Origin of the sequence: Pseudomonas sp. R19M (assembly GCF_050312585.1) — a bacterium.
Lineage (GTDB): Bacteria > Pseudomonadota > Gammaproteobacteria > Pseudomonadales > Pseudomonadaceae > Aquipseudomonas > Aquipseudomonas palleroniana.
Genome location: NZ_JBNPJV010000079.1, coordinates 179,705 through 192,929 on the forward strand (window position 1 = coordinate 179,705; position 13,225 = coordinate 192,929).

The window sequence follows — 13,225 nt, forward strand, 5'->3', positions numbered from 1 at the left end:
CTCAGGCGCTCGTGCCCATGGAGCAGGCCATGAAAACCGCCGGCTGATCGCTCTTGTTGGTCCAGGCGTGGTAGGTGCCGTTCTGTACCACGATATGGCCCGGGCGCACTTGTACCGCAGGGCCCTTGTCCAGCTCCAGCCAGAGCTCACCTTGCAACAGGACCATGTAGTCGACGCTCTGGGTACGGTGGAAACCCGGGCGCTCAGGGTCGAAGGTTTCGGCCAGACCAGGCAGATGCTCGTTCTGCTCGGCATCGGCGGCGGCGAAATCCAGACCGGCAAACACGGACGCCGGAGGGATCTGAACCACAAACAGTCGGGAGCCGCCGGCCGGTGCGGTGAACGCAGTCAATGTGGGGGTAGGGTCTTCAGGCTTTCCAGTCGGCGCCTGAGCGCTTTCGGTAGCCCAGACCACGGTGTTGCTGAAGCCGGGGATGTGCTCGAAATCGCGGGTTCGTGGCGCCGAGCCGTCGGAGACGAGGATGCTTTTGCCGTCGCTGTCGATACCCGTGACGATGCGTCGTACGTACATGGTTTTCCCTTCTTATTCTAGTAGTCGAGCAATGACTTAGCGGTCGCTGACTCCCATCCACGCAATCTGATGGGCAGGGTTCGGCGCCCGCGATGAAGCTCAGCATAGGCACGGTCGCTTGGCTTATCAACAAATAATCGATTATTTTTGTTTGAGCGTTCTGTCAGCTAAATCAATGCATCTAACGTGAAATGTCGTCGCTTGTTCCTGGCGGCGCGTCGCAGCTTTTGCTCAAGGTTGCGTTGATAAACATTCATGCGTTGCATTACGGGCGCCGCGCGTAAGTCGAAGACTGGCGGGTCACCGTTGTGAAGACGGTCGGTAATCGAACGGGAAAAAAGCACTCTTGACGAAAATTGAGCTGGCAGCAAATAGCCAGTGTTGACCAATAATCGATTATGTGAAAATCTCGACTTCGCAATGCAACGCTGGATGGACCTCGAGAGAGGTCGTCCGCTGGTCCCACAATCATAATAAGAGACGCATGCATGAAAGGTTCGAGCCCTCAGGCCTGGGTAATGCTAGGCGCGTTTTCCGCGATGCTGTGCATCAGCATGTCGCTTCCCCTGTATGGTGGCAGTATCGTCAACACCTTCATGGCTGAAGACCTCGGTTGGGACAAGCAGACGCTTGGCCTGCTGACGGCCCTCAACATGCTGGTCAATGCGCTGGCCGGTCCGTTGGTGGTCAAGTCGGTCGGCAAGTTGGGCTTCAAGGCCTGTCTGATCATCAGCAGTTGCATCATGCTGGCCGGTGGCGTCGCGCTGGCGACCTTGGCATTCGAACCATGGCACGCCCTGATCGGCTTCAGCCTGATGATGGGACTGGCCGGCTCGTTCGGGTTGATTCCCTGCCAGGCCGGTGTGGCGACCTGGTTCGTCGAACACCGGACCCTGGCGCTTTCGGTGTTATATGCCTCAATGGGCGTGGTGAGCTTTTTGCTGATTGCGCTGGTCGGCAGCGTCGTCAGTAATGGTGGCTGGCGCCTGGGCTGGTGGGTGTTTGCCGCAGCCGGTCTGCTGGGGCTGATGATCAGCCTGTTGGTGGTTCGCCGTCCCGGGCCAGTAGCTGGGCGTTCTATCGCCGCTGATGATGGTTTGATGCCGCCTCCGCCGCCAGGCGCTTCGGCCACGCCTGTCGGTATCGACATGACCTTTTCTCAAGCCTTGCGCACGCCGCTGCTGTGGATCGTCACCCTGTGCATGCTGACGGTGGCGGCGGGCAACGGCTTCATCATGGGCCACTCGCAAGTGCACTTGCGCGCAGCTGGCATCAGCGCCGCCGATGCGGCGTCGACCATGTCGCTGCTGGCGATCTTCATGGTGGCGGGCAACATGGGCTTCGGGCTGCTGGCGCCGAAGCTGGAGTTGCGCCGCGCCTTCATTCTGGCCATGGGCTGCTTTGTCTGCGGTTTCGTTGTGCTGTCCAAGGTCAGCAGTATGACCATGCTGTACGGCTACGCAGTGGTCACTGGGATCGGCTTCGGCGGTGCGCAGGTCGGGATGATGGCGATCCTCAGCCACTACTGGGGCACCAAGGTTTTCCCGGCGCTGACGGCGTTCGGAATGATCATCCAGACCATCGGCGGCGGCATCGTGCCGGTGGCGGCGGGCGCCTACTTCGATGCGAATCAGAACTACATGGCGGTCATTTACACCATTGTTGGTATCAACGTGGTCGCGGCCATCGCGCTGTACTTCTCTTCTGCCCCGCGGCCACTCGCATCACATGACACTACACCCTCCATACCGGCGCAGGAAATGTCGCGTTGATCCAATCTACGATAGGAGCAGCAGGAATGACGACGACCGGACTGACCTTTAGCCATATAGGTTTGTACGTCGAGGACCTCGACAAACAAACTGACTTCTATACGCGGGTGCTGGGCTTCTTCGTGACCGATCACGGCGAAATTACGAGCCCGTCACAAGGCAAGATCAAGCTGACGTTTTTCAGCCGAGACCCTGAAGAGCATCACCAGATCGTGATGCTGAGCGGGCGCGATTCAGCGATAGACTACGATAGTGTCGTCAATCAGCTGTCGTTCAAGGTGAAATGCCTGGATGATCTTCGCACGATTCACAAAAACTTCCTTCGTGAAGGGTTGGACCGGTTCGAAACGGTGACGCATGGCAACTCGATTTCGGTTTATGCCCATGACCCCGAAGGGCTTCGGCTGGAGTTCTATCTGCATACGCCTTGGTACGCGCATCAGCCCATGCTGCTCCCGCTCGATATTACCGAGTCGGATAAGGACGTCATGACGAAGGTGGAAGCCCACGCGCGGTCGCTACCGGGGTTCAAGCCTCGAGAGGAGTGGGTTCGGGATATGAAGAAATTGATGGGGGTTGTCGACTAAAGCGCTTAGGTAGGCTTTGGGGTTGCAAAGTGCATCGCTTGCCAACCCCAAAGGTAACTCTTGTATCCATCTATATAAGCGCATCAATAGCAGATCAGCTTGATCCTGCCTGCGATTGTCAGGCTGGTAGCTCCAAGCCAAGCGGGCCTGGAGCCCTAGCAGGCTCCAGCAATACGTGAGTTTCGCCCTTCAACCATGGGGCTGGTACAGCTCCCCGCAATCGCTCGATCAGTCTTATTTCTTCGCCAAGTGAAGCTCGAAGATGGAAGTCGAGGATTCGCTTTCCGCCTGCAGCACCGCGTTAGTGGTCTCCTGGATATGCTGCGACAGCGCAGCGATCGCCGTATCGACGTCCCTATCCATGACGGCGTTGAAAATTATCTCGTGCTCGTTTTCCACGTCACGGCTGCTTTTTCCGTAGGCCGCCGAAAGCTGCCGGTAGCGCTCGGCCCGTTCGAACATGGTCGTGCAGGTTCGCATCAGCCATTGCGAATTACAGCCTTCTAATAGCGCCATGTGGAAAAACAGATGCAGTGCGGACCGATGCTCGGCTTCGACGAATGGTGTGGAGTAGGCCTGGCGCATGGCCTGGTAAGCAGCGGACGCGTTATCTAGCCAGGCTTGATCGCCCCGCTCGATAGAGATGCGCAACGCCAGGCTCTCGATGTTGATGCGCGCTTCGGTCAGGTCCAGCAGTTCTTCTTTGGAAATTCCCGCAACCCGGAAGCCTCTATGGTCCTGCGACTCCAGCAGCCCCTCCGCTGCCAGACGAGCCAAGGCTTCGCGCACAGCCCCAAGGCTGATCTTGTAGTGCTCGGACAGGTGCCCTGCGCTCAGCCTCTGGTCTGGCTCAAACTGGCCTACAAGAATTGCCTTGCGCAGCTTGTGAAAAACCGCGGATGTGATGCTGCGCGGCGGACTGGTGTCATGCGTGGCGTACCGCAGGTGTGGATATGGATCGACAATTTTCATATTAGGCTCTATTGAATATCGGAAGCCGGCAACAACACGTTATCCGAAATGGAAACCTAGTCGGGGTGCGGTGAAGCGTTCGTGCCGTAACGTCCATTTGGTGCCAGTTCATAACGTCTTATGCAACCAGAATACCAACCCATGATACGTCCAGATATTGGCATGGGCGACACCGATCAGTTCCAAGCAGCCGGATGGAGAATAAAGCGTCGCGGGAAATGCTTCTAGCGGCGGTATGTCGGTGTTTTTTCCAGCGGTTGTTTCAGCGCCCCTCGGAGTAGAGACCTCGTTTTCAACGTTACAGCAGTGCGTGTGCATATTTCTTGTGTGTTTCCTTGGGCCGACATTGGCGCGGCCATCTCGCCTCCGCTTATTGCGGCAAAAAATAATCGATTGTTGGTGACGGCAAAAAGAACTTGCGCTATGGTTTGTCCATGTGACGTAGCGACCTCGACGGATCGAAACCTCTCGCACAAGAAACACATGTGGCATTTATTTTTATTGCTAATCCTAGGATATACGGTGCTTTTCGGTGGATATCCGCATCACGTCCGTACTCGAATTTGATAAGCAACCTGTTTGACATACGCTTGGCCGGCACGATGGGATGATTCGGGCTAAATCAAGCATAATCGATTGTAGACTATCCATAATAAGAACGCTACGCCTCGGGGCGCCGCGTAATAAGAAGGAGAAACCCAGCGATGATTACTCTGCAAAACAGTGAGGCTCAGGCCCACGTTCAGACATACACAGATCCTGTACCCGCTCTGACTCCGGAGCAATTTATCGACAAGATCATCGGTCTGCGCCCGCTGATTCGTGAACAGCAAGCTGAAGCCGAAAAAAACGCGGGTTACGTTCAATCGGTTCACGATGAGTTGCTTGCCTTCGGTGGCTACCGCGCACTTCAACCAAAGCGTTATGGCGGTTTCGAATTCGATTTCCGTACCTTTATTCGCTCGGCCATTGAAATGGGACGCAGCGATCCGGGAAGCGGTTGGTGCTACACCTTCGGCGCTGGCCACATTGCCTGCCTCGCAGCGCATTACAACGAGCAGGCACAAGACGAAATATTCGGTCAGAACAATGGTCTGGCCCTGGCGCCGCTGCGCGCGCCGGTCCCCAATGGCACCATGCGCAAGGTCGAAGGCGGCTACATCGTCAACGGCACCTGGGACTTTGGGTCTGGCATGCGCTATGCGACCCACGTCATGCCAACGGCTCGGCTTGTAGAGGAAGGGAAGGATCTGCCACCGGACTTCTACGTGCCGGTCATCCCGATCGAGAACGTGACCGTCCGCTGGGACAGCTGGGGCATCGGCAAGTCGTTTGGCCTCGAGGCCAGCGGGTCTCACACATTCCAGATCGACAACGTGTTCGTGCCTGAACACATGGTAGCGCCGTTCTCGGAATATCAACGCGCAGGCGAAACCCCTGACGGCACTTTCGGCACCCGCCTCCATGGCAACCCCATGTATCTCGGCCTGACCACCTCCTTCTTCAGCTCGACCATCGCCTCTTGCGTTGTAGGCATGGCATGGGCTGCTATCGATGAGCTGGGTGAAATACTTCAGACGAAGAAAACCATAAACCCACCGTTCGACTTCCGCTACAGGAGTACCGACTACCAGATGGTCTTCGGTGAAGCACTGATGGAAGCCAAGGCGGCCGACGCGGCACTGATGGAATTCGCGCGCTGGTACCAACAGGCGCACGACGATTGGGCCAAGGGCATTCCGCTCACTGCCGAGAAGGACTTCGAGGCCAGCGCGCTGTGCACTCAGGCGGCGCGTATGGCGGCGGGCGTGGTTGAAAAGTGCACCTATGCCGCAGGCACTGGTGCTGCGATGGGGCGTATGGGCCGTTACTACCGTGCAATGGCCACCTACCGCACCCACCCGATCGCACAGTATCTCGCGGCGTCACAAGGCTTCGCCCAGGGCCACTTCGGTTTGCCGGTGCCCATGCTCGAGGCAGTCGGTGGAGGCCGTCGCGAAAAAGTGGGGTCGTGATGCACAGCGCTGGTCCAGGCGAAGCGCTTAGCGCTTAGCCCGGGCCGGCAACCTCCTTACATACCGAATGTATTGCCCGAACAATAACAAACAAGGCAAACGTCATGACTGTAAGCACTGAGCGGTATGGCCGAGTGGCCGCGAGTCTGCATTGGATGATCGCCGTCCTGATCATCATCAACCTGGTAACCGGGTTTCTGTTTTCCGATGAGCCGTTGCCCCCAATGCCAGTGGCCCTACCGACAGGCGAGCCGCCGGTTTTGCCGCCATGGGACCCGACCAAACCCATTCATATTTCGGTGGGCGTGTTGGTGCTGGTACTTACATTTGTTCGACTGCTTTGGCGCCTGCGTAACCGGCCTCCAGTGCACCGCCCCGATCATATGTCTCGTTGGGAGGTTCTCGCTGCCGTCTGGATGCACCGTTTTCTTTATTTTCTGATGATCGCTATCCCGCTTACGGGCTGGCTGATGATTTCGGCGCACAAGGTGTATCCGATCAGGCAGCAGTTTTTTGGTCTTTTCGATCTGCCGATGTTTTCGTTCATGCAAAGGTATGAGGTAAGCACGATCGACCAACTCTTTGCGCTGTTTCGCGACAGCCACTGGCTGCTATCGGAATGGGGTATGCCGATCCTGCTAGCGATCCATATCGGCGCACTCGTCAAGCATCACATGGTGGACAAAGACCCGATCATGAGACGCATGTGGCCGTGGGGTAAAGGCGCAGCTAAATAGCTATACGGGATGTCGTCCGGGCTGTTTGCCCGACTGCATAGGGTGAATCAAGCAGATAGGAGAAATAACAATGGCTCAATATAGAACGGTTCTTGAACTGTAGTGGATCAACTGATCTCGGACACTACGTTAATTTTTACCTCAGCAATGACAGGTGCCAGCGCTTTGTTGAACTGATGCGGGCGTCGCCAGTTGTACTGCTCCGTCAGGAGCCCGCCGAACATCAGCCTTCGCAGGTCTTTTGCGATGGTCAACGCCTCACGCCAGCTAGACTCGCTCCCGCTGGCGTGAGGCGTTTATAACAATAATGAAATCGGAGATGTCCCTTGGATCGCCTACTAAGTATAGAAGCGTTCGTTCGGGTCGCTGAGACTGGCAATTTCGCCCGTGCTGCGCAGCAGTTGGGAGTCACTCGATCAGTCGTGACTCATCGAATTCAGCAGTTGGAAGCGTTTATCAAAGCTCCGCTATTTCACCGTAGCACCCGGCATGTCCGGCTGTCCGAGATTGGGGCCAATTACTACCGGGAATGCGCTGACATGGTGGCGGGCTTCAATGCCCTTACCGAGCAGATGCGCGATCAGCGCGCCAAGCCCGCCGGAAAGCTTCGAGTCCAGATGTTGCCTGGCTTTGCCATCCATCACTTTGGGACGTTGTTGGCAGAGTTCACCAGGCTTTATCCTGACATTGAAGTCGATGTCATCGTGAATGACCGCGTGGTTGATCCTATTGAAGAAGGCTTTGACGTGGCCTTCCAAATGTTCCCTTCGCAAGCGGAAACCCTGATCGAGCGAAAACTGTTCAGCGTTCGACGCCTTTTTCTTGCGACCCGGGCTTATCTCGATGCCCATGGAGTGCCTGAGTGCCCTGAAGACTTGGCGAACCATCGCATTGCCCTCTATGAAGGCTACCCAACTCGAAATCGGTGGCATTTTCACCACGTCAGCGGCGTGATAGAGCTCAGCTTGCCTGGGCATATCCGTTCGAATTCTGTGCACCTGTTGAGGGATTACGCACTCACTGGCGAGGCGTTGGTTTGCTTGCCGACGCTCGTAGCAAGTGCAGATCTGCTGAGCAACCGCATGGTGCCCCTGCTAACAGACTATCCCTTATCATCGTTCAACTTTTCAGCTGTATTTCCGGCAACTCAGCGCAATGCCCTTAAGGTGCGCAGTCTCATCGATTTTCTCGTGGAACGAATGGCCGAAGAACCCTTCTGGGACAAGCCTTTGCTGGAACGCGGCTGGATTCGATAACAGTTGATTTTGGCAATGCACCGGGACGTATCGGCTGACTTCTGATACGCCCCGGTTGTTTGTTTTTTGCAAACACTGAGGTCGGTGGATGTGGGGTTGTTGTGCCCATCCAGGAGACTTACCTTGAACGCCACGAATACAACAACAAAGGTAATCGACATGAGCGCTGCATACCGCACTGTCTTCGGCTCCCTAGCAAACTACCGCAAGGGCACTATCGAATTGGTGAAAGGCGATGCCCGCCACTACGCCTTTTCGAACATTTTCGAAGTGGCTGAGAAATCCGTCCCTTACGAGAAAGTCGTTGTTGGCCTCAACCTCGGTTATGTCATCGAGGTGCTACGCGCGGAGGGCCGTTCCCCTTGGTATACCTGCGCTCATGACGAGTTCGCGATCTGCATGGATGGCGAGGTTCGTATCGATTTCCTCAAGCTCGTTCAACCTTTCGAGGGGGCCGAGGGTACTCAGTTCGCCGGCGAGGAGCCCAAAGGTCGCCCGATGGGTTATGTCGTGCTACGCCGTGGCCATCAGGCACTTCTGCCGGCCGGTTGTGCCTATCGCTTCGAAAGTCCCCGTCCCGGTGTGCTGCTTCAACAGACGATTCAAGGCCCTCTTTCTATCGAGAAGTGGGCAGACATCTGCCTGAAATAATTCCTCTTCGGACTGATAAGAACAAGGATCATGAACATGGCTATGCTTGATACGCTGGAAATCTATTCCCCCCTCATTGAGGATGTCGATGCAAGCGCGCCCGATGCCACAACCGGTTATCGCACGTATCGTCTCGGTGCTTTCACCATCTCCCGCGACGAATATTTCGCTCGTGTCGAATGGCCGGCAAAGGGACAGATAAGGTCCCACCTGATTCCCGCCGATGCGTTCCTGCGGGCCCTGATGCGTGACGTTGCCTGGGGCTTTTTTTATGGCTGGGTAAACTTCGACTCTGTCATCGGCACCCATAACCACTACGGCAAGGTCGACCTGTACGCAGGTACCTTCAACGGTGTTTTGCGTGATGCCGGGGTTGATTACATCGAGCAGTTCGAAACTCCGAAGATCATGGCGACTTTCAAGGCGATTCTGCGCGACTGGACGAACGAGGGTTTCGACCCGTTTGCAGCACCGGCCGAGACCGGCACGGCGTTCGGTCGCAAACACGGTGACAACATCAAGGCCATCGAACGTTTCCGTATCGCTACGAAACGGATGCCGGGTCTCCCGGACGACTCGCCGCTACGAAATGATCTCCCGGTGAATCGCCAGTTTGAGGACGTGCTGCAAGATGAACCCGAAGTGCACGTCGCTGCGGGGTTCGAAGGCGAGCTTCATGCTATCAACCTGTTCAAGTACCTGTCGCGCTCTGACGTGACCTGGAACCCTTCGGTGACCTCGGTGTGCAAGGCCAGCCTGTTCTGTCCCACCACTGAGGAATACATCTTGCCGGTCTTCCACGGAAATGACCGTGTCGAGTGGTTCCTGCAGATGTCGGACGAAATCATCTGGGATGTGGGTGATAAGGACGACGGCACCCCGCGGGCACGTCTCACGATGCGCGCCGGTGACATCGCCGCCATGCCGGCAGACATCCGTCACCAAGGCTATTCCACCAAACGATCCATGCTTCTGGTCTGGGAAAACGCAACACCAAATCTTCCGCAACGGTACGAGAGCGGCGCGCTCAAGCCGTACCCAGTCGACTTCTGATAACAACTTCGCATTCGCTGATGTTCAAAAGCCACGCCGCATTGATGTGCGGCGTAGGGGAGTGTTGACCATGCAAAACCAACTCTTCATTGATGGCCGCTTCGTTCCTGCCGCTAAAGGGGGTGAAATCGACGTACTTTCTCCAGCAGATGGCTCGCTCATCACTAGGATCGCCGCTGCTGAAGCCGAGGATGTCGACCTGGCTGTTGCCGCTGCCCAGCGCGCATTTCCCGCGTGGGCGGCTCTTCCAGCCGCCCAGCGCGGGCGTCTTCTGCTCAAACTGGCCGATGTTATTGAAGCGAATGCCGAAGAACTGGCACAGCTTGAGTCACGCGATACCGGCCACCCCATCCGCGATTCTCGCAACCTCGATGTACCGCGTACCGCCGCGTGCTTTCGCTATTTTGGCGGTATGGCTGACAAGATCGAAGGTTCGGTGATTCCTGTCGATGTGGGCTTTCTGAACTACGTCCAGCGCAAGCCGATTGGGGTGGTAGGGCAAATCGTGCCTTGGAATTTCCCGCTCATGTTCACCAGCTGGAAAATGGGCCCCGCGCTCGCGGCCGGCAATACCGTGGTGATAAAGCCTTCCGAGATTACCCCGCTATCGACCCTGCGTATCGCTGAGCTCATGAAAGAAGTCGGGTTTCCCGATGGCGTGGTTAACGTGGTGCCCGGGTATGGTCACACGGCGGGGCAGCGCCTTGCCGAGCATCCGGGGGTAGGCAAGATCGCATTCACGGGTTCGACGTCTACTGGCAAGCGTATCGTCGAGGCGTCCCAGGGAAACCTGAAGCGCGTCCAATTAGAACTGGGCGGTAAAGGCGCCAACATCGTATTTGAAGACGCCAACCTGGAAGCGGCTGTCAATGGCGCTGCCTGGGCAATTTTTCACAACCAGGGGCAAGCTTGCATCGCCGGCTCGCGTCTTGTCCTTCATGAACGTATTGCCGACGCCTTCCTGGAGAAGTTCATCAAGCTGGCTGAGTCCATTCGGCTAGGTGACCCGCTTGATCCCAATACAGAGATGGGGCCGCTGACCTCGGCCCTGCATCGTGATCGCGTTCTGTCCTACGTTGCTGTGGCAAAGGAGGAGGGCGGGAAAATTCTTTCCGGCGGTCGTACGCCCAGTGCGCCAGGTCTGGCTGACGGCTACTTTGTCGAACCGACGATCGTAGAAGCGCTGCCGCACCACCGTGTATCGCAGGAGGAGGTTTTCGGACCGTTCGTCACAGTGACGCGCTTCTCTACTGATGAGGAAGCCTTGGCGATCGCCAATGGTACAGCCTATGGCCTGGGCAGCGGCCTATGGACACAGAACCTGCAGCGCGCCCACCAAATGGCATCGAAGATCCGTGCCGGCATGTGCTGGATTAACTGTTACAAGCGTGTGAGCCCGGGTAGCCCCTTCGGCGGGGTTGGCCAGTCCGGTTATGGGCGTGAGATGGGCTTTGAAGCTATCCACGACTACACCGAGGCCCACTCAGTCTGGGTCAATGTCGATGCAGCCATCGCCCCCCATTACAAACGCTGAGATTGAGGTCGATGAGGTGGGCCCACTGCTGTATGAGCTCAATCGAAAGTTGGGAATACCCTTGGCTTTGGAGAGCCTTGGCTTTCCACCCGACGGCGCCGCTGAGACGGCACGGATCGCATGCGACAGCCCCTACGACAACCCGCGCCCCTTTGAACGGGCGCCGATTGAATAAATGCTGGAGCGTGCACGCCTTGGCATCGGCCTGACGTGTCAGTTCGGGATCAGGTCTCTTGCTGGAGACCTGTCCATTCTTAATCAGGGAGCCAATAACAATGACCCAGACCCCTGCAGAAGCCACCCTCTCAGAGAAAGCCCTCGCAAGCTTTAATGCGACCCCCGATGCCAGGCTGCGGGAGATAGTGCAGAGTCTGGTTCGCCACGTTCATGGTTTCGCTCAGGAGGTGGAGCTGACTGAACTCGAGTGGTTGGCGGGCATTCGTTTCCTCACGTCGACCGGCCAGAAGTGCGATGGTCTGGTTCGGCAGGAATTCATACTGCTATCCGACGTGCTCGGGTTGTCGATGTTGGTCGACGCGATCAACCATCGCGCTCAACACACCGTCACTGAAAGCACGGTGCTCGGGCCATTCTTTATCGAGGGCATGCCTAGTCGCAAATACGGTGAGAACATTGCCTTTACCCCAGGGGAGGCGGCGCTGGTGACAGGGCAAGTGGCAGGCAGCGATGGCCTACCGATTGCCGATGCGACACTCGACGTCTGGCAGACTGCGAGTAACGGCATGTATTCGGGACAGGACACCGAGCAGCCGACAGGAAATCTGCGCGGTCGCTACCGAACCGACAGCCAGGGAAGGTATGCCATCCGTACAGTGCTGCCGGTCAGTTACCCGATCCCCACCGATGGCCCTGTCGGACAGCTGCTGTCTGCGACCGGAAGACATCCGTGGCGTCCTGCCCATCTGCACTTCATGATTCAAGCGCAGGGTTACCGCACACTGGTCACCCACCTGTTTAACCACGATGATCCCTACCTGGATTCTGATGCGGTGTTCGGCGTGAAGGACTCCCTGCGAGTGGTGTATAGACCCTGTGCCGCCAGCCATCCACTCGGCCAAGAATTTGGCTTCGGTGGCGCGTTTCGTCATGCCGCCTATGATTTCGTCCTTCCGCGGGTGCCATCGTGAGTCAGTTCTTCGCCGTGTTCGCCACGGACAAACCTGAGCAGTGGCAGATCCGAGAGCGGGTGAGGGCTGCCCATCGCCAATACCTTCGTAACCCATCTCCCCATTTTGTGGTGGTGAGACTGGGCGGGCCGACCCTGGAATGCGCAGGCGGGAAGATGAACGGCACGCTGTTGGTGGTGGAGGCTAGTTCGGTTGAGGACGTCCAAGCGTTCCTGGCAGATGATCCCTACATGCGGGCGGGCATCTTTGAACATGTGGTCGTCCGGCCTTGGATATGGGGATTAGGCAATCCGGAGTCGTCGTGATGTGGGACAAGCGCATGATTCTCTGTCGGCTGGAGGAGATCGTTGACGGTGGTGCTAAAGCCCTCGAAGCAGTAGTCGAGGGCAAGCAGCAATCCCTTGTGGCAGTGCGGCGAGGTCATCAGGTCTGGGTCTACCGAAATTGCTGTCCTCATTTTTCTGTTCCGCTGGATTACAACCCTGGCGAGTTCTGCACCTATCAAAGACAGCTCATCATGTGCGCCCACCATTCGGCCATATTCCGCTTCGAAGACGGTCTATGTATCGACGGCCCGTGCACCGGGGCCCGCCTACAGGCCGTTGCCTACAAGGTTGAAGACGGGGCGCTGATCCTGACTTCCGACGATACGGCGATCCACACGCTCGGGTAAAATAGCGCTCCATGGACCGGGAACAGCATAGGTAGCTTCGTTCCCTGGCTATTGGAGTGCTTATGCCTATTCAGGGAGGGGCCCCTGGTGTGGTGGTTTGGGTCGGTAGACAATCGATGCAGACCAAGGAGCGTGTGAGTGAGTGGCTGCTAGACGATAATATTTATGCACGCAACGAACTGATCTGGAACAACTGATACGCAGACATGAAGAAGCCCGAGATCAATGTGTTCAGCGTAAAGGCTGGTAATTTTGCACGGCAGGATGGTAGGCCTTAGTCACTATAAGTGACTGA

At 56.9% G+C, this 13,225-nt stretch carries 14 protein-coding genes; 11 read left to right on the forward strand and 3 right to left on the reverse strand.

Annotation, left to right across the window (positions count from 1 at the left end; all coding sequences use genetic code 11):
- Position 1: 1 nt before the first annotated feature.
- Entirely contained in the window at positions 2-532 is a 531-nt protein-coding gene (locus tag ACQRBT_RS17600) for a cupin domain-containing protein (protein ID WP_412046390.1), read from the reverse strand.
- Positions 533-1,050: 518 nt separating this feature from the next.
- Here ACQRBT_RS17600 and ACQRBT_RS17605 point away from each other — a divergent pair.
- Positions 1,051-2,304 carry an MFS transporter gene (locus ACQRBT_RS17605; protein WP_427851684.1) on the forward strand — a complete coding sequence of 418 codons (1,254 nt, stop codon included), beginning with the start codon at positions 1,051-1,053 and terminating at the stop codon, positions 2,302-2,304.
- A 26-nt stretch (positions 2,305-2,330) separates the two neighbouring features.
- A complete protein-coding gene (locus tag ACQRBT_RS17610) occupies positions 2,331-2,891 on the forward strand; it encodes a VOC family protein (RefSeq protein WP_412046388.1) in 561 nt (186 codons plus the stop codon).
- Between the two features lie 234 nt (positions 2,892-3,125).
- On the opposite strand, the gene ACQRBT_RS17615 is transcribed toward ACQRBT_RS17610, so the two are convergent.
- Positions 3,126-3,863 (reverse strand): GntR family transcriptional regulator, encoded by a 738-nt coding sequence (locus ACQRBT_RS17615; RefSeq protein ID WP_412046387.1) that lies wholly within the window; start codon positions 3,861-3,863, stop codon positions 3,126-3,128.
- A 704-nt stretch (positions 3,864-4,567) separates the two neighbouring features.
- On the opposite strand from ACQRBT_RS17615, the gene ACQRBT_RS17620 reads away from it, so the two are divergent.
- On the forward strand, positions 4,568-5,878 hold the full coding sequence (locus ACQRBT_RS17620; RefSeq protein ID WP_412046386.1) for a hypothetical protein: 1,311 nt from the start codon (positions 4,568-4,570) through the stop codon (positions 5,876-5,878).
- Between the two features lie 104 nt (positions 5,879-5,982).
- Positions 5,983-6,615, forward strand: coding sequence for a cytochrome b (locus ACQRBT_RS17625; protein ID WP_412046385.1), 633 nt, complete (start codon positions 5,983-5,985; stop codon positions 6,613-6,615).
- Between the two features lie 107 nt (positions 6,616-6,722).
- Here ACQRBT_RS17625 and ACQRBT_RS17630 read toward each other — a convergent pair whose 3' ends face one another.
- Positions 6,723-6,869, reverse strand: a complete 147-nt coding sequence (locus ACQRBT_RS17630) for a hypothetical protein (protein ID WP_427851683.1) — start codon at positions 6,867-6,869, stop codon at positions 6,723-6,725.
- Between the two features lie 72 nt (positions 6,870-6,941).
- On the opposite strand from ACQRBT_RS17630, the gene ACQRBT_RS17635 reads away from it, so the two are divergent.
- The 7 genes from ACQRBT_RS17635 to ACQRBT_RS17665 all read left to right on the forward strand — a co-directional run bounded on the left by ACQRBT_RS17635 (position 6,942) and on the right by ACQRBT_RS17665 (position 12,930).
- Positions 6,942-7,871 carry a LysR family transcriptional regulator gene (locus tag ACQRBT_RS17635; protein WP_412046384.1) on the forward strand — a complete coding sequence of 310 codons (930 nt, stop codon included), beginning with the start codon at positions 6,942-6,944 and terminating at the stop codon, positions 7,869-7,871.
- Positions 7,872-8,030: 159 nt separating this feature from the next.
- Positions 8,031-8,522 carry a hydroxyquinol 1,2-dioxygenase gene (locus tag ACQRBT_RS17640; RefSeq protein WP_412046519.1) on the forward strand — a complete coding sequence of 164 codons (492 nt, stop codon included), beginning with the start codon at positions 8,031-8,033 and terminating at the stop codon, positions 8,520-8,522.
- Positions 8,523-8,558: 36 nt separating this feature from the next.
- Positions 8,559-9,575, forward strand: coding sequence for a hydroxyquinol 1,2-dioxygenase (locus tag ACQRBT_RS17645; protein ID WP_412046383.1), 1,017 nt, complete (start codon positions 8,559-8,561; stop codon positions 9,573-9,575).
- Positions 9,576-9,645: 70 nt separating this feature from the next.
- Positions 9,646-11,109 (forward strand): aldehyde dehydrogenase family protein, encoded by a 1,464-nt coding sequence (locus ACQRBT_RS17650; protein WP_412046382.1) that lies wholly within the window; start codon positions 9,646-9,648, stop codon positions 11,107-11,109.
- Positions 11,110-11,384: 275 nt separating this feature from the next.
- Entirely contained in the window at positions 11,385-12,257 is an 873-nt protein-coding gene (locus ACQRBT_RS17655; protein ID WP_412046381.1) for an intradiol ring-cleavage dioxygenase, read from the forward strand.
- The gene (locus tag ACQRBT_RS17660) at positions 12,254-12,562 is read left to right on the forward strand and encodes a YciI family protein (RefSeq protein WP_412046380.1); all 309 of its coding nucleotides are present in this window, start codon (positions 12,254-12,256) and stop codon (positions 12,560-12,562) included. The genes ACQRBT_RS17655 and ACQRBT_RS17660 overlap by 4 nt, the downstream gene beginning before the upstream one ends.
- On the forward strand, positions 12,562-12,930 hold the full coding sequence (locus ACQRBT_RS17665) for a Rieske (2Fe-2S) protein (RefSeq protein WP_412046379.1): 369 nt from the start codon (positions 12,562-12,564) through the stop codon (positions 12,928-12,930). Before ACQRBT_RS17660 ends, ACQRBT_RS17665 begins: the two co-directional genes overlap by 1 nt.
- The last annotated feature ends 295 nt before the right edge of the window (positions 12,931-13,225 follow it).